The 18946-nt window shown below is 41.4% G+C and carries 16 protein-coding genes; 6 read left to right on the top strand and 10 right to left on the bottom strand.

What is annotated here, in order from left to right:
• Positions 1-23: 23 nt before the first annotated feature.
• Positions 24-1481: a BAR domain-containing protein gene (locus ACQ2HE_RS14650; protein WP_430900134.1), complete on the bottom strand. Its 1458-nt coding sequence runs from the start codon at positions 1479-1481 to the stop codon at positions 24-26.
• Positions 1482-1947: 466 nt separating this feature from the next.
• On the opposite strand from ACQ2HE_RS14650, the gene ACQ2HE_RS14645 reads away from it, so the two are divergent.
• Positions 1948-2616, top strand: a complete 669-nt coding sequence (locus tag ACQ2HE_RS14645; protein ID WP_430900136.1) for a murein L,D-transpeptidase catalytic domain-containing protein — start codon at positions 1948-1950, stop codon at positions 2614-2616.
• A gap of 286 nt (positions 2617-2902) precedes the next feature.
• On the opposite strand, the gene ACQ2HE_RS14640 is transcribed toward ACQ2HE_RS14645, so the two are convergent.
• The 4 genes from ACQ2HE_RS14640 to ACQ2HE_RS14625 all read right to left on the bottom strand — a co-directional run bounded on the left by ACQ2HE_RS14640 (position 2903) and on the right by ACQ2HE_RS14625 (position 6149).
• On the bottom strand, positions 2903-3670 hold the full coding sequence (locus tag ACQ2HE_RS14640; RefSeq protein ID WP_430900138.1) for a segregation and condensation protein A: 768 nt from the start codon (positions 3668-3670) through the stop codon (positions 2903-2905).
• A 73-nt stretch (positions 3671-3743) separates the two neighbouring features.
• Entirely contained in the window at positions 3744-4787 is a 1044-nt protein-coding gene (locus ACQ2HE_RS14635; RefSeq protein ID WP_430900140.1) for a DUF3078 domain-containing protein, read from the bottom strand.
• Between the two features lie 76 nt (positions 4788-4863).
• Positions 4864-5298, bottom strand: coding sequence for a large-conductance mechanosensitive channel protein MscL (mscL, locus tag ACQ2HE_RS14630; RefSeq protein ID WP_430900142.1), 435 nt, complete (start codon positions 5296-5298; stop codon positions 4864-4866).
• A 101-nt stretch (positions 5299-5399) separates the two neighbouring features.
• Entirely contained in the window at positions 5400-6149 is a 750-nt protein-coding gene (locus ACQ2HE_RS14625; protein ID WP_430900143.1) for a PPK2 family polyphosphate kinase, read from the bottom strand.
• A gap of 824 nt (positions 6150-6973) precedes the next feature.
• Between ACQ2HE_RS14625 and ACQ2HE_RS14620 the strand changes: the two genes are divergently transcribed.
• On the top strand, positions 6974-7876 hold the full coding sequence (locus ACQ2HE_RS14620; RefSeq protein ID WP_430900145.1) for a DMT family transporter: 903 nt from the start codon (positions 6974-6976) through the stop codon (positions 7874-7876).
• 50 nt (positions 7877-7926) lie between these two features.
• Here ACQ2HE_RS14620 and frr read toward each other — a convergent pair whose 3' ends face one another.
• On the bottom strand, positions 7927-8490 hold the full coding sequence (frr, locus tag ACQ2HE_RS14615) for a ribosome recycling factor (RefSeq protein WP_430900147.1): 564 nt from the start codon (positions 8488-8490) through the stop codon (positions 7927-7929).
• Between the two features lie 85 nt (positions 8491-8575).
• Entirely contained in the window at positions 8576-9718 is a 1143-nt protein-coding gene (locus tag ACQ2HE_RS14610) for a glycosyltransferase family 4 protein (protein ID WP_430900149.1), read from the bottom strand.
• 227 nt (positions 9719-9945) lie between these two features.
• Here ACQ2HE_RS14610 and ACQ2HE_RS14605 point away from each other — a divergent pair, with 227 nt between their 5' ends.
• Entirely contained in the window at positions 9946-10782 is an 837-nt protein-coding gene (locus ACQ2HE_RS14605; RefSeq protein ID WP_430900151.1) for a transketolase, read from the top strand.
• Positions 10783-10923: 141 nt separating this feature from the next.
• Here ACQ2HE_RS14605 and ACQ2HE_RS14600 read toward each other — a convergent pair whose 3' ends face one another.
• Complete coding sequence (locus ACQ2HE_RS14600) at positions 10924-12147, bottom strand: FtsX-like permease family protein (protein WP_430900153.1); 1224 nt, start codon at positions 12145-12147, stop codon at positions 10924-10926.
• Between the two features lie 20 nt (positions 12148-12167).
• Positions 12168-12545, bottom strand: a complete 378-nt coding sequence (gene rbfA / locus ACQ2HE_RS14595; RefSeq protein ID WP_430900155.1) for a 30S ribosome-binding factor RbfA — start codon at positions 12543-12545, stop codon at positions 12168-12170.
• 57 nt (positions 12546-12602) lie between these two features.
• Here rbfA and ACQ2HE_RS14590 point away from each other — a divergent pair, with 57 nt between their 5' ends.
• From ACQ2HE_RS14590 to ACQ2HE_RS14580, 3 genes are all read left to right on the top strand, one after another.
• Positions 12603-14423 carry an ABC transporter ATP-binding protein gene (locus ACQ2HE_RS14590; protein ID WP_430900157.1) on the top strand — a complete coding sequence of 607 codons (1821 nt, stop codon included), beginning with the start codon at positions 12603-12605 and terminating at the stop codon, positions 14421-14423.
• 163 nt (positions 14424-14586) lie between these two features.
• On the top strand, positions 14587-15816 hold the full coding sequence (locus ACQ2HE_RS14585) for a LamG-like jellyroll fold domain-containing protein (protein ID WP_430900159.1): 1230 nt from the start codon (positions 14587-14589) through the stop codon (positions 15814-15816).
• Positions 15817-15953: 137 nt separating this feature from the next.
• Entirely contained in the window at positions 15954-18071 is a 2118-nt protein-coding gene (locus ACQ2HE_RS14580) for a S9 family peptidase (protein ID WP_430900161.1), read from the top strand.
• Here the strand turns inward: ACQ2HE_RS14580 and ACQ2HE_RS14575 are convergent.
• Positions 18058-18816, bottom strand: coding sequence for a DUF4397 domain-containing protein (locus ACQ2HE_RS14575; RefSeq protein WP_430900163.1), 759 nt, complete (start codon positions 18814-18816; stop codon positions 18058-18060). The two genes, ACQ2HE_RS14580 and ACQ2HE_RS14575, sit on opposite strands and share 14 nt — an antisense overlap.
• Between the last annotated feature and the right edge of the window lie 130 nt (positions 18817-18946).

Here is an 18946-nt window from a genome sequence, read left to right as displayed (position 1 = left end):
CTTTTCTTTGAACTTCTTACGATTTAGAAAGTATAACCGACACGGAATTTAAGCGGTTGAGTAACGGGCCTCTGCGAGTAACTAAGAAAATCCCAGAGTAATTGAACTTTTGTCTTCTTGAAAATCTTACTCTTAATGGAAACAATCTTAGTTAGTCCCGCTAAGCCACTTTGTTGCCAATTATTCACACTCTTCAATTGAGTCAACACATTAAAAGGTTGTTGGTAGTTGTATTCAAACCCAGCTGAGGCAAAAAAACTGCCTTTAATCTTGGTGTCAAAAAAAGACCGCAAACCAATACCCTCATGTGTAATCTCAATATGCCGGATATCTTTGCCCCATCCAATGCGATAACTCATCCCAACACCTAGAACTGTTTTAACTGAAAACTTATAACCAACTGACAAACCAATATCTGTAGAAATAGGAAAATAATAATTTGAGCGACTGGACTGTAGGTTGCTGCCATATTCTAAACGCTTCCAAAATGACTTAACTTTTTCATTGTTATAGCGCTTGTTTGGCATATCAATATCACCCGTTCCGCCGCCCAATTGATTAATCTTGTCTTTGAGTTGCCCCAATTTTGATTGAGCAACTTGTATATTCTGTTGAACTACTGTCATTGAACCTGGCCCCGAGCCTACTTGATTCAAAACAAGCTGGCGAACTTGATCAATGGTCTGTAGTCCGTTAACACCCTGTACCCCACTATAAGCAGTGGGTACAGAAAACAGTCCTGACAGCTCAGAATGTTCTTTTAAAAAAGATGCAAAAGCAGGTAACTTATGAAGAAGAGCTAATGCGCGCAAGGTCAGTTTATCAGGATCATTAAGTAACTGTCGGTATTCTCTAATTTGAAGAGAATAGTAATTCAATTGTTGATTGAACCCGTTAAATTCGTTTGTTAAACTTTTTGGCAACTTCGAGTAAGTTCCTAGTGCGAGTTTCAACTGCTCCCGCCGCTCTTGAATAAAGCGCTTAATCCCATCAGATTGGTTGAGTCGGGATTGTAGACTACTAAAATCTTTAAGCGTAGTATTAATCTTCTGTTGAATTTCGGATGAAGAGTTGAGTAAATCGGGTCGGTCGTTTATAAATGAAAGTATTCCTTTTAATGAATCAATATAAGGTAAATATTCCCCGGATACCCGGCCCGCAGATTCAACAGGATTTCGCAGATTTTTAAGTACAGCATCATATTTAGCTTCGCTTTCGGCCATTAAAGAAAATGCCCTTGCAGAATCAACTTTCTGCAACTTGCGATAAATCTTTCTTTCCTTTTTTGCTAATTTTTGCAGGTAGTTCTCCGTTTTCTTCAACAACTTTTCTTCAAGCTGAGATGACTTCCTTTGTAACTTAACTATAAATTTTTCCGGAAAATCAATAACCTTATCAAATGTAGATACTGCTTCTTGAGCGTGTGAGGTAATTTCACATGTGCACAGCAAAAAAAGAAAGAGAAGCAAACGCAATCTCATATCAATCGTTTTAGTTGCCTAAGATTCCTTAGAATGAAGGTTTTATCGAAGGATTTTAACCATCGAATAATTGAATTTAAGACAAATATTCATATCTCTAACAAATATTCGAAATTATTTTTGAAAATAAAACGATGTTTAACTGTGTACCATATACGCGTAGAAACAAAAGTAATCATATCCAGTGCCTAAATCAATTCGCAATAACAACTGTTAAGCACATGTGCATTATTATATCACTGTCAGCAATGTTCAAACGCCAATATCCCGGATGACAACAAATAAATAGCACCTATCGAATTCTTTTGAATAATCCCTCTGGACATCAAAATGAACAGCTAACCATCACATTTATCATTAGTTAGATTTTTTGCATTTTATCAATAATTGAATAATTCATTCCTACACTCCCCAACCGTTAAAAAATCCCTAAGATCATTCCCCTGCCTATGGAAGATTCCCCGAAATGCATCAGATTCGCTGCACCATTCACATGAAACTAGTCAAACGCCTACTCCTCTTACTCCTTTTGGTACTGCTCACAGGCACTGTTTGGTACCTCAGCCGCATGCGTTCCTTTGCGGCTGGTGGAAGAAAGTTTGTGCCAACAACGCAAAACAAAATTTCTAATGCAACAATAAATGAGGCACTTCAATTCTGCAAAGACAAACAATTCAACACTGAAGTCGCCTTCCTTATAAATATGGAAATAGAAAGCGGAGAAAACCGCTTCTTTGTGGTAGACCTCGCTTCAAAAAAGATCCTCAAAAGCGGACTGGTAACACATGGACGCTGCAATCAAAACTGGCTGGTAGGAAGAAAATACGGCAATGCCGTTGGCTGTGGCTGCACTTCTCTCGGAAAATACAAAATTGGAAAACCCTATCACGGCAGGTTTGGACTGGCCTATAAATTATACGGTCTCGATATCACCAATAACAACGCCTTCGCTCGTTTCGTGGTGCTGCACTCCCATGAATGTGTACCTGAAAAAGAAGTAGCGCCCGCGCCTATCTGCCAAAGCGATGGTTGCCCAACCGTTGCTCCGGCATTTTTGAAAGAATTAGCGGCGGTGATTGATAAGAGTGAGAGGCCGGTGTTGTTGTGGATTGAGGGTGGGCGAATTAAGAATTAAGAAGTAAGAATTAAGAATTCCGATGTTCGGAGAGGTGGCGTGTGAGCTAGCTGTTTAATGATGTAGGTTCTCGAATTATATAATTATTTTTTCACCGCGGCGGCGCAGCGATCGCAGCGAAAACGCAGCGCTGGCAACCTCTCTGTGTTTTCACCCCCTGTTCCTCCTCCTGTTCTTTCTCTGTATTTCCTTGCATCTTCCCTCCTGCACTCCGGCTGTTTCATTATTAATTATTACTTATTAATTATTAATTACTCCCGGCTGTTCCATTATTAATTACTAATTCTTAATTATTAATTATTTCCTGCTCCTCCTCATTCCACTCCACAATAAAATTATTCATCCCTTCTCCCACCATAATTTTCATGTACTTCTGTTGTACCAATTCCAACATCGATAAGAACATGAATATGGCGTGAATGCGGTCGTTACAAACATCGAAAATTTTTTCGAAAGCCATTACGCGTTCGCGCTTCACCGTTTCTAACATGTACTCCCTGCTTTCTTCCATGGTGTAATTGTACTGCACCACCGTGTGAACCGGCTTCTTGTTGCGGTCTTCCATGCGCTTCATAATGCGCTCGAACGACTTCATCAACTTAAACAGCGTAATGGTTTGAATTTCGGTGCCCTCGCCGGCTTCTTCACCAATTTCACTCAACTCCTTCTGCATATTACCACGCTTCACCATCAACTGACGAATGGCTTCCATTTCAGCCATCTTCGCCGCAGCTTCCTTGTAACGCTTGTACTCCAAAATTTTGTCGACCAACTCCTGACGAGGATCGATCTCGTTTCCTTGCGCATCCAATTCTTTTCTTGGCAACAACATTTTTGCCTTGATACGCATGAGCGTTGAAATGAAGAGAATGAACTCACTCGACAATTCAATGTTCAACTTCTCCTGAGCATGAATGTACTCGAGGAAGTCGTTGGTAATTTTAGTAATAGGAATATTATAAATATCCAGTTCGTCTCTTTCAATGAAGAACAACAACAAATCGAAAGGACCTTCGAACTGCGCTAGTTTAATTTGATAAGAAGCCTGACTCACGTGTCTCTTTTTTGGTGTAAAAAATAAGTCCCAATCTTAATGATCGGGACTTGGCAAATCTACAAAATATTGATTAGAACTTAGCAGCTACACCCACGCCTAATAAAGAGCGCATTTGGGTTCCTGCTGAGTTTTTGTTAGGTCCAAATTGTTTCACATCGTCGTCGTAAATGAGGTCGAAGTTATAAGTCACTTGTAACCACTTGTTTACCTTCATGCTGATGGTGTTGGTCCAGAAAACATCCACGTTTTTCGCTTGAGATTTGGTTTCGGTTACGGCCAATTGGTCGGGACCGGTTGCGGCAAAGCGATAACTGGTTAAGTAGTTGGAATACAAGTCTAAACGTGATTTATAGTTCACATTCTTCACTACTTCTTTGTTGAAATTAATTGACACAAATCCACCCATTTCAGCACGAACTTCGCGAGTAGGATCTACGCCATACAAAGTTGAAAGCGGGAGTTCATAGCCACCGGCCGGAATAACACCCCCTTGATAATAATAGCTTTTGGGTTTATTGGTCACCACAATCAAACGAGCAGAAAGAGGTGAAATGAATACACTGAAATAAGAAGTAGGGCGAATATCAATACCCGGAGCCAACGTAAAGTAAGCCGGAGCGAAGAAGCCTGAATTGCGGCGCTTCAACCCTTGTCCTAAATAATCGTAATTCGTACCATCTGTAAATTGTGAGCGGAAACTACCAACTACTGAAAGATTGATATCTTTTGCAATGTTTCTTCCCAATTTTGAAAAGAGGTCAATTTTATCATCATTCTTGCGAGCACCAAGTGAGCTGGTGTTTACGAACGCATATCCAAGATCAAGGGTATTATCCCAACTCCATTTTCCAATTTGACGGTTGGCATATAAACTAGCGTAAGTTGCTAAAGAGAACGAATATTTTTCAGCACCGGCCGCCCAGTTGCGGCTTCCCCCTTGTCCGAAATTGATCGAAAAAGTTCCACCGGTTTTCCAAACCTTTTTTGCCTTTGATGTATCGGCAGTTTTTCCTCCTCTAGCAGCTTGACTCTGCATTTCTTTCACAGCAGCATCTTGACCGAAGGCAACAATAGAACTAATAGATAAAGCAGCCAGTAAGATTGATTTTCTCATACGAGCGTTTTGGTTTTGGTAATTAAAAGGGCATTCTGGTGACCCAAAATGCCCTACAAATATAGCGTCTTTAGGCTTATTTCTTAAGCGAATCGCGGATTTCGCGCAATAAAACTATGTCCTCTGCCGGTGCCGGAGGAGCCGCAGGTGCTGCTTCTTCTTTCTTTTTCAAGCTATTAATTCCTTTTATCACCAGAAACATTACGAATGCCACGATGATAAAGTCAATTACCGAGGTTACAAATGCTCCCCAACTTAAAGCAACTTCCGGCGAAGCACTAGTTGTAACCGTGCCGCTTGCGTCCTTTACCTCTTTTACGGCATCCTTTATCACGTATTTTTTGTCATTAAGATCAATGCCACCAATTAACAAACCTACAATTGGCGCAATTAATTGCTCTGTAAACGAAGTGACTACTTTTCCGAACGCACCCCCCATTACAAAAGCCACTGCGATGTCTACGAGGCTGCCACGCATGGCAAATTCTTTGAATTCCTTTAGCATTCCCATAAAATAAAGTTTTAGTTGTTAGATACTAATGTATAAAATAAATTTAAACTAAATGCTTATTGGATAGCTGTTTACACTTAATAAGTTCTCCCCATACCCATTTACCCTTTTTTCAAGCCTGGGAACTGCATGTCTAAACTTTTCAATAGATCTCTCAATGCTTTTGCAATCACATACTCCTTGTACCAGTTCTGGTCGGCAGGAACAACTATCCAAGGCACTTCGTTGCAAGCTTCAAAACAGTCTTCATAATACTGCATATACTTATCCCACAATTTCGCTTCTTCAAAATCCTTCTCATTGTATTTCCATTGCTTGGTATTATCGGCCAAGCGTTCTTTCAATCGCTCTTGTTGTTCTTCGGGAGAAATATGAAGGTAGAACTTGAGAATATGGGTATTGTTATGGTCTTTCAATAGTTTTTCAAAATCATTGATCGCCTTCATTCGCTTTTTGGCGGTTTTATCGTCGCACCAACGATGCACCCTTGTTACCAAAACATCTTCATAATGACTTCTATTGAACAATTGAATCATCCCTTTGGCAGGTGCCACTTTATGAATGCGCCAGAGAAAGTCGTGACTCAGCTCTTCCGATGTAGGGGCTTTAAAAGAAGCAACGGTAACGCCTTGAGGATTCATCGAGCCAAACACATTACGAATGGTGCCGTCTTTACCACTGGCATCCATACCCTGAATTACTACCAATACACTGTACTTGGAAGAAGCGTACAATAGATTTTGTAACTCATCCAATTCTTCCAGAATTTTAGCAGTTTTTCCTTTGGTAGCTGCTTTATCGAAATCTTTAGGTGCGCGCGTGCTGATTTCTTTCAAGATCAATTTTCCCATGAGAAGAGGTTTGGTGTAAATTAATGAAAAAAGAACGAAGAGGGATAATTAGTGAATTTGAGAATTTGAAGAGAATTAGTGAATTAAGCGTGTCCTAATATTGAAATGAAGCTCTCAAAATTTCATATCAAACTTGTTAAAGAGCGATTGCGTCATATAAAAGTGGAATCTCGTATCCAAGAGGCTCTGCCAAGCGATATTTTGAGCTTGACCTTCGAGGTCCCTGAGCGGTCCCTGAGCGCTCCGAAGGAGCAGTCGAAGGGCAGACCGTAGGTCTAGTCGAAGGGCCGATAAAGGTCCTGCGAAAAATATCGAACAATTCATCTAAAATCACCCGGTCATTCCGAACGAACGAGACAGCGAAGCAGTTGAGCGAGAGAGGAAACTCAAAACGTTTTGTTATAGTACAGGCGCTTTTGAAAGGGACTTTTTTCACAAAACTCGTTGATGAGTTTTTGAGTGGTTTGGTTATTTAGTTTTTGAGTTTGGGGCTATGAATAATGTCGGAGCGTTGAAAGGTGCTTTTTTAAAAAAGGCATTTTCGTGAGAAGAATTCGCTGTTGAAACGACTACTTAAAAACTAAACAACTCAAAAACTCAAAACTTATTTACAGTAGACTTCATTGCTTTAAATTCGGATTCTTGCTCCAAAGCTTTTTCCCAGTTTCCTCTCTGTCTTTTTGTTGTTCATGAATCAATGGATGCTATCAACCAATCCCTCTATTGTTCGCAATTCATTTCCACACTCACGAATTCCCAAATTCACCAATTAATTTCCTCTCATTCTTCTTGCAGGCTCACAAAGATTTCTCAATTTGCACCCAATGTCTAACACCGGTCACCAAAGCCCGTTTGTAAAATGGGGACTTTTCTTACTGCTTTCGATAATATGGGGTAGCTCCTTTATACTCATGAAACGTGGGATGTTTACTGCCAATGGCAGCCCCACACTCAATGCCTTTCAAGTAGCAGCCATTCGTATTTTGAGTGCAGGTATTGTACTCATTCCCGTTGCTATTCAGGAATGGAAAAAACTCGATCGTTCTAAACTAAAACCAATTTTCTTGTCTGGATTTTTGGGAAGTTTTATTCCTGCTTTTCTATTTTGCTTAGCAGAAACCAGAATCAACAGTTCATTGGCCGGATTCTTAAATGCACTGACTCCCATTTTTACCATCATTGTTGGAATAGTATTCTATCAATCACCTGTTCAACAGAAGAAATTATTAGGTGTTGCGATTGCTTTCTCAGGCATGTTGATTTTATTCTTCGCAAAATCGAGCCTTGCCGGAAATTCATTTAGCTATTCTTTACTCGCTGTAATTGCCACTGTTTGTTATGGCTTCAATGTTAATATTGCACACAAATATTTGCAAGGCATTCCGTCCCTAACTACGGCGGCATTCGCTTTTGGAATGTTGATTGTTCCGTCTCTTCTAGTATTGTATGCCACGGGCTACTTCGCGCTTCCTTTGCATGAAGAAAAATTCATGCTGAGCACGCTCTCTTCTTCAGTATTGGGCATTATGGGCACCGCGGTTGCCACCGTGCTCTTTTATATTTTGTTGAAACGAGCCGGAGCACTTTTTGCTTCCATGGTTACTTACGGAATTCCATTCATTGCATTGCTTTGGGGGCTCGCCGATAATGAATCGATTGTGCCTCTTCAACTGCTAGGCTTATCCGTAATTCTATTCGGAGTGTATTTCAGTTCTCGTGCAAAATAAAACTGCCATCGCAAGCGACGGCAGTTTCAAAGTTATTCCTACAGAACTGATTATACAGTCATGATTTCTTTTTCTTTTGATGCAAGGTACTTGTCTACCAACTCAATGAATTTGTCGGTGGTTTCCTGAACATTTTTTTCTGCATCCTTACAAACATCCTCGCTCAATCCATTCTTTTGAAGCTTTTTGATTTGCTCCATTGAATCTCTGCGAATACTTCTGATCGCTACTTTTGAATGTTCCCCTTCTCCCTGACTTTTCTTCACCAATTCACGTCTTCTTTCTTCCGTCAAAGGAGGCAAGAACAAGCGAATCACCAAACCGTCGTTTTGAGGATTCAGGCCAATATTGGAAGCGATGATAGAACGCTCAATTGGTTGGAGCATGTTTTTCTCCCAAGGCTGAATTACCAGCGTACGCGCATCGGCAACGGTAATATTACCAACTTGGCTGATAGGCGTAGGATTGCCGTAGTAATCTACCACAATACCATCGATGATTCCCGGAGTTGCTTTACCGGCGCGCACTTTGGCCAATTCAGACTCTAAGTGCACGATCGCTTTTTGCATGAGATCAGTTGTTGTGGACTCGATCTTTCTTAAATCTTCTGACATATCTCTATTTATTAAAATGGGTACAAACCTACATCAATAAAAAAACCGGACAAAGCCGGCTTTCAATTTTTTATTAAATGAGTTCTTAATTCTTTTGTTCCAATATCGAATTGTCTGTAATGGAAACCATTCTTGCCTGTCGAATGGTAGCTTTTTGCTGCGAAGGTCGAACATAGATTCTGCTGTTCTTCTTGCGACTGTAATACAGAACTGCAATAGCGCTAAAGAACACCCCTACAATGCCGGAAATAAGCAAGGTAGAGCCCACTGAACGAAGCAAATAAACAGCAACAATTACTGTAATATTGGCGCTTACCAAGGTAAGTGTAATGGCACGGTGGTTCATTCCCATATCGAGCATCAAGTGATGCACGTGGTTACGATCGGGGCTGAACGGCGATCTGCGGTTGAAAATACGAATCGCAAACACGCGCAAAGTGTCGAGCAAAGGAATCATCAAAATGGAGAACCCTATTGCCGGAGCTGCCGTAACCGGAACGATACTCGTATTTTGATCGGCCAAACTGATGAATTTGATGACCAAAATGGCCGAGACCAGCCCTATCAGCATGGACCCCGTATCTCCCATGAAGATCTTGGCCGGCTGATAGTTGAAGATCAAAAAGGCCGAAATGCTGCCTGCCAGAGCGAATGACAACACCGAAAAGGCGAGCATATTGGCTTGTAAAAAATAAACCCCTAAGAATGAAGTTACCATCAGGCCTAAGCTGCCTGCCAAACCATCAACCCCATCAATCAGATTAAATGAGTTGATAATCACTAATATGGTGAAATAAGTTAATAAGAGACTGAAAGTTTCGGGAATTTGGCCTTCGAAACCAAAAACGCCGTGCATACTTTTAATTTGAATGCCTCCTTTATAAACAATGAGGAAAGCCGCCAGCACCTGGCCAATGAATTTCTTAACGGGTGAAATAACGAGAATGTCGTCTTTTAAACCTAGAAAGAAAATAACAAATGCGGAGGCTAGAAAGTATTGAAATTCAACGGCTACGTGGAATTGAACCGCCATTAGACATGCGATTACAAAGCCGGCGAATATTCCGAGACCACCCAATGAAGGGATGGGGGTTTGGTGAACTTTACGCTCATCCGGAATATCGAACAACTTCTTTTTTTCTGCAACTGTAATGATTACCGGTATGGCTAAAAAGGTTATCGTAAAGGATATGGCCACAGAGAGTAATACATCGAATACGTTTAGCATTAGCTACGTTTTGATTCTTTAATGGATCTACGTGCTACTAATCCAACCAGTTGGGTGCCATCACCCTTGAACTGAGTGCAAATTAATGCAAGTATATTGAATAACAACATTTAGCACCACTTTATTGTGATATTAAGTGTTTATGACCCGAGCCGTTCCAAAAAGTTTAATGTTCTGTTCCCGTGGCTAAACAAATTCCTGTAGTTTTGCGCCCACAACTATATTTTATGCCCAGTTTACAGGATGTTGCTACTCAATTAAGACGTGATATTGTTCGCATGGTTCATGGTTCTGCCAGCGGTCACCCCGGAGGTTCTTTGGGATGTGCCGATTATTTCGCGGCCCTCTATTTTAAAGTGATGAAACACAACCCTAGCTTCAATATGGACGCTACCGGTGAAGATGTGTTCGTACTTTCCAATGGTCACATTTCACCCGTTTATTATGCAACTTTGGCCCGCGCCGGTTATTTCGATGTAAAAGAATTGGGCACCTTCCGTAAACTGAATACCCGCCTCCAAGGCCACCCCACTACCCACGAACACCTTCCGGGCGTTCGAATTGCCTCCGGTTCTTTGGGACAAGGCATGAGCGTAGCCATCGGTGCCGCACTTACCAAAAAGCTCAATAAAGAAAATACAACAGTTTTCTCTTTACATGGCGACGGCGAATTGCAAGAAGGTCAAATTTGGGAAGCCGCCATGTTCGCTGCTCACCATAAACTAGACAACCTTATTTCAACTGTTGACTGGAACGGTCAGCAAATTGACGGCCCTACCGATAAAGTAATGAGTCTCGGCGATTTAGGTGCCAAATTCGCAGCTTTCGGCTGGGAAGTAATGGTGTTGGAAAATGGAAACGTAGCAGATGAAGTGGCTGCCGCATTAGAGAAAGCAAAAACCTTCGCCGGAAAAGGCAAACCCATCGTTATTTTGATGAAAACAGAAATGGGTAAAGGCATCGATTTCATGGAAGGAAGCCACGAATGGCATGGTATTGCTCCTAACGATGAACAGTTGGCCAAAGCCTTGGCGCAATTACCGGAAACCTTGGGAGACTACTAGTTTAGTTTCGCGGAATAACTTCGTTTGTAAAATATCAGGCGATGAACTTGTATTGAAAGAGCAACGACTCTGTAGTGCAGGTTCATCGCTTTTTTAATGCATCGGCATCCTAATTCATAAACCGAAGCACAGACAAATGAATTAGGATTTCAATTCAATGGCTTGCAAACTAGCCTTTCGAGCCGGGAACCAAGAAGCCAATACGGTTACGATCACTACCGTTACTGCTATCAAACTGGTATCGAACAGGTGAACAGAAACCGGATAATGATCGAGCAGAAACGTACCGCCTTGTATTTTGATGAGATGGAATTTTTGTTGCACAAAACAGATTCCAATGCCGAGGATTAATCCGGCTATTACTCCAATACCCCCTAATACTAACCCTTCACTTAAAAAAGTTCTTTGTATCCAGCCTTGTGATGCTCCAAATGACTTCAGCACTTGTATGTCTTTTTGCTTCTCCATTACCAACATGGTAAGTGCACCAACCATCGTGAAAGCAGCTACAATCAACATAAGCGTCATTAATCCATACCCTGCCCACTTCTCCATTTGCATAACGCGGTAGAGGCTTTTGTTTTGTTCGTAGCGAGTTTCCACTAATACTTCTTTACCAAAAATGGATTGTAGTTCTTTTTTTGCTGATTCAAGATCCTTGCTTTTCTGAACCGCCAATTCAATAGCCCCGTATTCATTGGGCTTCATTTTCAGCAAGTTTTGCATCAATCCAATATTCGTGAGTGCGTACTTGCTGTCGATATCTTGCTGGATAAAGAAAGTACCGGCACCTTGTATGTTCTCGGCTGAAAATGATTGATAGGGATCGATCTCACTAACGGGAACGCCACGTCGAAATAGATATACAGTGAGCGGATATATACTTCTTTCAACATCTGCCGCTACTGCGTGCTCAATACCACTTCCCAATACTATGGCGGGTTGGTCAGTGCTACCTAAAAAATACTTTCCTCGGATGATTTTCGCCGGAATATCGGTTACTAACTGATATGAATCTTCGACTCCCTTTAAAAACACAATGGTTTGCAAATCCTGATTCTGTAACAACGCTTTTTCTTCAATTATACGGCTAGCAGCTTTCAACCCTTTTATTTGTTGTACGCGTTGCCATTGTGCATCGGAAACAAAAATCACTTTTCCGTTGGCCGGTACTACCCGAAGGTCGGCGTAGAATGAAGCGTAGAGCTCTTTCACCAAACCTTCGAATCCATTGAAAACACTCATCATGATTACAAAAGCGGCCGTAATAATTGCGATGGCCACTACACTCACCCAGGCAATCACATTAATTGCTTGTGTGGTTTTCTTTGCTTTAAAGTAGCGCCAGGCAAATAGAAAATTCAAGGAAGAAATGTTTAAAATGATTAGGCCTCGTCGGTCTTCTTGCCCTCGTCCTTTTTAATTTGTTGGAGCAGGTTTTCTATTTTGAATACTTGGTCCAATGTATCGTCGTGGTAATAACGAATCTCGGGCATTCTTCTGAGCTGTTTAGCAACGCGTGCCGTTAACTCTTTTTTGATTTCCCAACCGCGATCCTCGATCTTTTTCATGGTGATTTTCGGATCGGCCACTTGAAACAAGCTAATGTAAATTCGAGCCTCCAATAAATCGGGGGTTACTTTCACTCCCGAAATGGAAACCATGCCACCATCCATCATGGTGAGTCCCAATCGCTGAAAAATGGCATTCATCTCTTCTTGGATCAATCCCGCTACTTGTTTCTGTCTTTTCCCTTCTTGCATCTCTTTAACTATTTAATCGCTGTAAAATTACTTACTTTGCATGGTTTAAATTTAGACATGAAGCGATTTTCGACGATTTTAAGGTATTTATCCGATCAAAAAGGCAAAATAGGCCTCTATTTCATCTTTATATTCCTATCAATTTGTTTCTCAGTTGTTTCTTTAGCCGGTATAGGACCCTTTCTCCAAATGCTGTTTAAAGATGCACCTCCACCAACCGTACCACCTGTACTTGAGTTTTCCTCTGAGTCGGTTGGAAAATATATCAATTACGAATTAGGACAGTTGATTCTTACACATGGAAAAGGCGCAGCTTTAGCCTTCGTTTGTTTATTGGTAGTGGGAGCAATTCTGCTAAAGAACGTATTTGTGTACTTGAGCTATCGTGTAATGGCCCCCATTCGAAACCACGTAATGACTCGTTTGAGAGCAGGTTTGTATGGCAAGATTCTGGAACTTCCTATTGGTTTCTTCACAGAACAACGCAAAGGTGATATCATTAGCAGAATGAGCAATGATATGAACGAAATTGAGTGGAGTGTAATTGGAACTTTGGAAGGATTGATTCGTGAACCACTTACTATTCTTGTGTTTTTGGGAACCTTGATATTTCTCAGCCCTTATCTTACTCTAATTGTATTGGTACTGTTACCAATTGCAGGACTTATCATTGGTCGCTTAAGCAAATCTCTTCGCAAAGATTCCGGCAAAGCACAACACGAGCAAGGAAATTTGATGAGTATTTTGGAAGAAACTTTGAGTGGATTGCGTATCATCAAAGCCTTTAATGCAGAGCGTAAAATTGGCGATCAGTTCTATAGCACCAATACGCGATTGAATAATTTGAGAAATCAAATTGCTTTCCGAAGAGACATGGCTTCTCCTGTTTCAGAAGTGTTAGGTGTATTGGTATTGTGTACCATTCTTTGGTGGGGAGGCTCACTGGTATTGAATCATGAAATTGGATTGTTGCCTGAAAGCTTTATCACCTATATCATTGTATTTTCTCAAATCATCAACCCGGCCAAATCATTGTCTACAGCCTTCTACAATGCCCAACGCGGAAGCGCCGCCATTGAACGCATTGAAGAAGTATTGAAAGCACCTATTGCAGTAAAAGAAGCTGAAAACCCTCTTAGCTTGAATGAGTTCAAAGAAGCCATCGAGTTCAAGAACCTCACCTTTAAATACGAAGACCAAACCATTCTCGACAATATCAACTTGCGCATTGAAAAAGGGAAAACTGTTGCCCTTGTAGGTGCTTCCGGTGCAGGAAAATCAACCTTGGCAGATCTGGTACCACGCTTTCACGATGCTGCAGAAGGAGAATTGTTGATCGATGGAGTAGACATCAAAAAATATTCTCTCGAATCGCTTCGTAAACACATGGGCATCGTTACCCAAGAGCCCATTCTCTTCAATGATACCATCGCGGCGAATATAGCACTGGGTGTTCCCGATGCAAAGCTTGATGCAATTGAAGCAGCCGCTAAAGTGGCCAATGCACATAATTTCATTGTGAAAAAAGAAGATGGGTACGAAACCAATATTGGCGACCGTGGAATGAAATTAAGTGGAGGTGAACGTCAGCGTGTAACCATTGCCCGCGCCTTACTTAAGAACCCTCCGATTCTAATCTTAGACGAAGCCACTTCTTCACTAGATACCGAAAGTGAAAAATTGGTGCAAGATGCCATCAATACCATGATGCAGAACAGAACCAGTATTGTAATTGCGCACCGACTAAGCACCATTCGTCATGCCGATGAAATCATCGTTCTTCAAAAAGGTAAAATTGTAGAAAGAGGCAATCACGAATCCTTATTGGCACAAAGTGGTGTTTACAAAAGACTGATCGAGATGCAAGAAGTAAAATAACTTTTGTTAACGAACTAGCTCAGTCTCAGTCGCTTTAGAGTAAAACTACCCAATACCATTAGTATTTTCTGCAAAAAAATACTTAGAAAAGTTTGTTGGTATCGCCTTCGGGAATTAGTTTAGCACCGCACCATTTGACTCAACTATGAATTTTTCTGTACTCATGAGAACCACGGTTCTCAGTGTAGGTTTATTGACCTTATCTAAAGCTGCTTTATCACAAAACGGCTCTCTGCATTTCGACGGGAATGGACGATACGTTCATTTTACCCAGAATCCCATTGCACAATTATCGGGCGACCATACCATCGAAACTTGGTTCTATTTCCAAGGCGGTGGACCATGGCAACGTATTATAGGCTTCGGTAACAGCGATATCTACATTGCACTCATGCCTAATATTGCCGGCGGAGGTATATGGTATGCGATTTCGAATACCACGGAATCGCAACAGCAGCTCTTGGCAACCTCTACGCCCCTCCAAACTAATATGTGGCATCATATTGCCATCACGGTAGAACATGCAACCCATACCGGGAAAATGTATCTAAATGGAAGTTTGATTGCTACCAATACGAGCATGACATTGCGTCCTTCGCAATTAACGAGTTTGTATAATTTCCGTTTTGGACGCTCTAACTTCTTAGGTGATCCATTCTTCCATGGATACATCGATCAAATTCGCTTCTCAACAACCGTGCGATACAATAGCAATTTCACGCCTTCAAAAGGGGACCTTGCTTTGGACCATCACACATCTGCCCTTTGGTTGTTCAATGAAGGAAGTGGTCAAACGCTTCACGACGCTAGCCCCAATCATTTCGATGGCATTATCGGAAGCACCGGCGCAGCAGATTCAGAAGACCCCACTTGGTCTTTCTTCTCAGCGCTGCCCATCAAGTTTCAAGACTTCACTGTTCATAAGAAATCGGGATCACATTCAATTAAATGGTCTACTTCCAAAATTGACAATGATGCGAAATTCATTGTTGAAAGAAGCGATGACCGCCAAGCCTTTACTCCCATTCATACCGAACATGTAAAGGAGAATCAACTTCAAACGAATTTTGAAATTGCAGATCACCGCGCCACCGGGTCAACGGTTTATTACCGAATCAAATTGGTAGAACCCGCAGGCGAGCATTATTCAAAAGTGATTGCTATCAGAAATCAGTCAACTGAAGACTTCAAAGTATTCCCAAGCCATACTACAGGCACACTTTACATTAATACCAGCATTCCTACTCAATTCACGATTGTAGACTTGAATGGTAAAATTGTAAAGCAATTCAATGCAAATGGCAATACTTCGATTGATGTTTCGGTGTTAACTCCGGGCATCTATCACATCCAAAATGGAAGTGGCAAAACCACCAGTTTTGTAAAACAGTAAGCTTTCTACCGACTATACCATGGGTTTAGACTGATTTCCATCAGTTTAAACCCTTTTTCATTTCCTCTTACCACTCTTCTAAACAACAGAAGTTCGGTGTCATTTTTTTGTACATTCATGCCTCAATTTATTCGAACATGAGAAAAATGACCCTTCCAGCATTGGTGATCGGGCTCAGCCTTCTGAGTACCCTCAACACCTATGCACAGAAAAAAGCATTCACCTATGAACAATTGTTCAAAGGCGCCGCTACCAACATCAACCAACCCCTTCCTGCAATTACCGGTTGGGTAGACGACACACACTACATTGAAAGAAGAAAGGATGAAGCCGATGGAAAACAAAAGCTTTACAGCATTGATGTAAAAACAGGCACAGCAGTTTTGTATACTGCCCCTGCTACAGAAACGGCAGCACCTCCGGCTCCTTCGCTTACTATCAAAGACGCTAGAAACATCACTTACTCGCCCGATAAAAACTGGGCAGCTTATACAAAAACTGATAACAACCTTTACATCTATGATGTGGCGGCTAAAAAAGAGTCAGCCGTTACTACTGACGGAAGTGCTACCATATTAAATGGTTATGCTTCTTGGGTGTATTATGAAGAAATTTTAGGAAGAGGAAGTCGCTATAAAGCATTTTGGTGGAGTCCCGATAGCAAGCAATTGGCCTTTATGCGTTTTGATGATGCCAATGTGCCTGTGTTTCCGATTTACTGGAGTGATGGTCAGCACGGATATTTGGAAAACGAGCGCTACCCCAAACCCGGAGACAAAAATCCCGAAGTAAAAATTGGAGTGGTATCAGTAGCGGATGCTACCAAAACTACTTGGGCCGACTTCAATCAAAAAGAAGATCAATACTTCGGAGCGCCTTATTGGACTTTAGACAGCAAGTTATGGGTTCAATGGATGAACCGTGGTCAAGATCAACTAATCATCTATCAAATTGATCAAGCAGGTGGCAAAACACCTATTTATAAGGAAGAACAAAAAACCTGGATCGATTTGGATGAAGCAAGCAGAATAGAGTTTCTAACTGCTAGCAAGCAATTCATCTTAAAAAGCGACAAGGATGGTTGGGAAAACCTTTACCTCTATCAAAATGATGGCAAGTTGGTGAATCAAATCACTACCGGAAATTTCTGGGGAACTTCTATTTATAAAATTGATGAGAAGGCCAAAGTACTTTACTTCCGCGCAAGAAAAGAAAACTCAGCTCGCTTCGATTTCTATAAGATCAATTTAAATGGAACAGGGCTAACACGTTTATCATTTGGTGATTATTCGCACGACCAGGTAAACCTTTCACCTAATGGAAAATACTTCATTACTACCTATTCAAATGTAAGCACACCGCCAACTATGGCCTTAGTAGATGCCAAAGGAAAAGTGGTAAGAGAATTAGGCAAAGGAGTAACCGCTACCATCAATGAGTATGAAATTCCGAAAACGGAATTGGTTCGTGTGAAATCAACCGATGGATTGTTTGATCTACCTGTTTTAATTACCTACCCAACCAATTTTGACCCTAACAAGAAGTATCCTGTTTTGGTAAGCATCTATGGCGGACCAAACGCAGGTACCGTTTACGATCGTTGGAGAGGAGTAGGTGGCGCAACACAATGGTGGGCTCAAGAAGGAATGATTCAAGTTGCTTTCGATAATAGAAGCAGCGGTCATTTCGGCAAAGTTGGATTGAATTATATCCACCGCATTTTGGGTAAGTATGAAATCGAAGACTATATGGCTTGCGGAAATTGGCTAAAACAACAGCCATGGGTAGACGGCACTAAACTCGCGATTACCGGCGGTAGTTTCGGTGGTTATATGACCTGTATGGCGCTTACCTACGGTGCTTCTGTGTTCACACACGGTATTGCCAATGCGTCTGTTACCGATTGGCAATTGTACGATACACATTACACAGAGCGCTTCATGGACACACCTGGCGAAAACGCTGAAGGTTACAAAGTAACGGCGGTTAATACCTACGCAGATAAATATGTTGGATTGCTAAGAATAGTTCATGGCACTTCCGACGACAACGTACACATGCAGAACAGCATTCAATTCATCAACAAATTGGAGGAATTGAGAAAGCATTTTGAATTCATGTTGTATCCGGGAGAACGCCACGGTATTGGTGGAAACAGCCAAAACAAAGCACAGCATATTAGAATGGAAACCTATTCTTTTATCTATCAGAACTTACTCGGCAAAACAATGCCGGCTCAGTTCACACAACGATAATGGAACTAAAGCAGAAAAAAACCGCCTGAAATTCAGGCGGTTTTTTTTCTTGAACTGTGTCTTGAAGTAGAATCAATTGAGAGCCCTGACCGGTAACGGCACCGCTGGTGCCAACTGCAATCAATGTATAGAATTTTCCAGCCGTAAGCGTAGCAGCAGAAAGCGTTGCTTCAGAGTTCAATACTCCGGAATTCTTCAAATCGAAATTTACTGTTCCTGCATTCACTTCTATAAAGCCTCCTCCAATGGTTTTGTAATCATTGAAAGTTCTGCCGGAGAACAGTGGATTACTTCCTAAATACAAGTCGTAGGCACCTCCGTTACTGATCAAATGAAAAAAGCGAAGTTTTGCCTTTCCGGCTGCGGGGGCTACATATTCATCGCTCACCAATCCGGCTTTGATCTTACTGGTAGAATCATCCATGATCAATGTATAATAAGCATTCTCGGAAGTAACAATGGAGCCCTTTACCAAATAGGCCGTTGTGCCTGTTGCATTCAATCTAAAATTGAAACCGCCTGCATCCACAGCGGTGTAGTTGCTATAGGCGCCGAATTGAGTGTTGGAATTCAGTTTTGTGCCCGTTTCAGTATACAAATCAACGGGAGGCGCATCCACTGATGCATTCAAAATTTTTACATAGCCCTTTGGTCCATCGCTGATGCCCGTATTAGAGTTCTTCAAGCAAGAAGAAATAAGCACCCCTGCAGAAACTATCAGTAGCAATCCAATGTTCTTTTTCATAGTAATTGATTGTATCGTTTGGTTTAAACCTAAAAATCCATTTTACACGCTTCAAAATTCAACCGGATCTTGTCCACTCAAAGTTATCATATCAACAATGCGAGTCAAGACCTCTGCATGTACGAAGATT

Origin of the sequence: Endoryza foliicola, assembly GCF_050589245.1 — a bacterium.
Lineage (GTDB): Bacteria > Bacteroidota > Bacteroidia > Chitinophagales > Chitinophagaceae > Endoryza > Endoryza foliicola.
The sequence above is the reverse complement of the archived record's forward strand: the minus strand, read 5'-3'. Positions and strand labels throughout refer to the sequence as shown.

Coding starts and splice junctions, on each gene's coding strand:
- frr (WP_430900147.1), bottom strand. CDS start 8,490: ATGTCAGAAGATTTAAGAAAGATCGAGTCCACAACAACTGATCTCATG.
- ACQ2HE_RS14610 (WP_430900149.1), bottom strand. CDS start 9,718: ATGCTAAACGTATTCGATGTATTACTCTCTGTGGCCATATCCTTTACG.
- ACQ2HE_RS14645 (WP_430900136.1), top strand. CDS start 1,948: ATGCATCAGATTCGCTGCACCATTCACATGAAACTAGTCAAACGCCTA.
- ACQ2HE_RS14605 (WP_430900151.1), top strand. CDS start 9,946: ATGCCCAGTTTACAGGATGTTGCTACTCAATTAAGACGTGATATTGTT.
- ACQ2HE_RS14650 (WP_430900134.1), bottom strand. CDS start 1,481: ATGAGATTGCGTTTGCTTCTCTTTCTTTTTTTGCTGTGCACATGTGAA.
- ACQ2HE_RS14575 (WP_430900163.1), bottom strand. CDS start 18,816: ATGAAAAAGAACATTGGATTGCTACTGATAGTTTCTGCAGGGGTGCTT.
- ACQ2HE_RS14635 (WP_430900140.1), bottom strand. CDS start 4,787: ATGAGAAAATCAATCTTACTGGCTGCTTTATCTATTAGTTCTATTGTT.
- ACQ2HE_RS14620 (WP_430900145.1), top strand. CDS start 6,974: ATGTCTAACACCGGTCACCAAAGCCCGTTTGTAAAATGGGGACTTTTC.
- mscL (WP_430900142.1), bottom strand. CDS start 5,298: ATGGGAATGCTAAAGGAATTCAAAGAATTTGCCATGCGTGGCAGCCTC.
- ACQ2HE_RS14580 (WP_430900161.1), top strand. CDS start 15,954: ATGAGAAAAATGACCCTTCCAGCATTGGTGATCGGGCTCAGCCTTCTG.
- ACQ2HE_RS14585 (WP_430900159.1), top strand. CDS start 14,587: ATGAGAACCACGGTTCTCAGTGTAGGTTTATTGACCTTATCTAAAGCT.
- ACQ2HE_RS14590 (WP_430900157.1), top strand. CDS start 12,603: ATGAAGCGATTTTCGACGATTTTAAGGTATTTATCCGATCAAAAAGGC.
- rbfA (WP_430900155.1), bottom strand. CDS start 12,545: ATGCAAGAAGGGAAAAGACAGAAACAAGTAGCGGGATTGATCCAAGAA.
- ACQ2HE_RS14625 (WP_430900143.1), bottom strand. CDS start 6,149: ATGGGAAAATTGATCTTGAAAGAAATCAGCACGCGCGCACCTAAAGAT.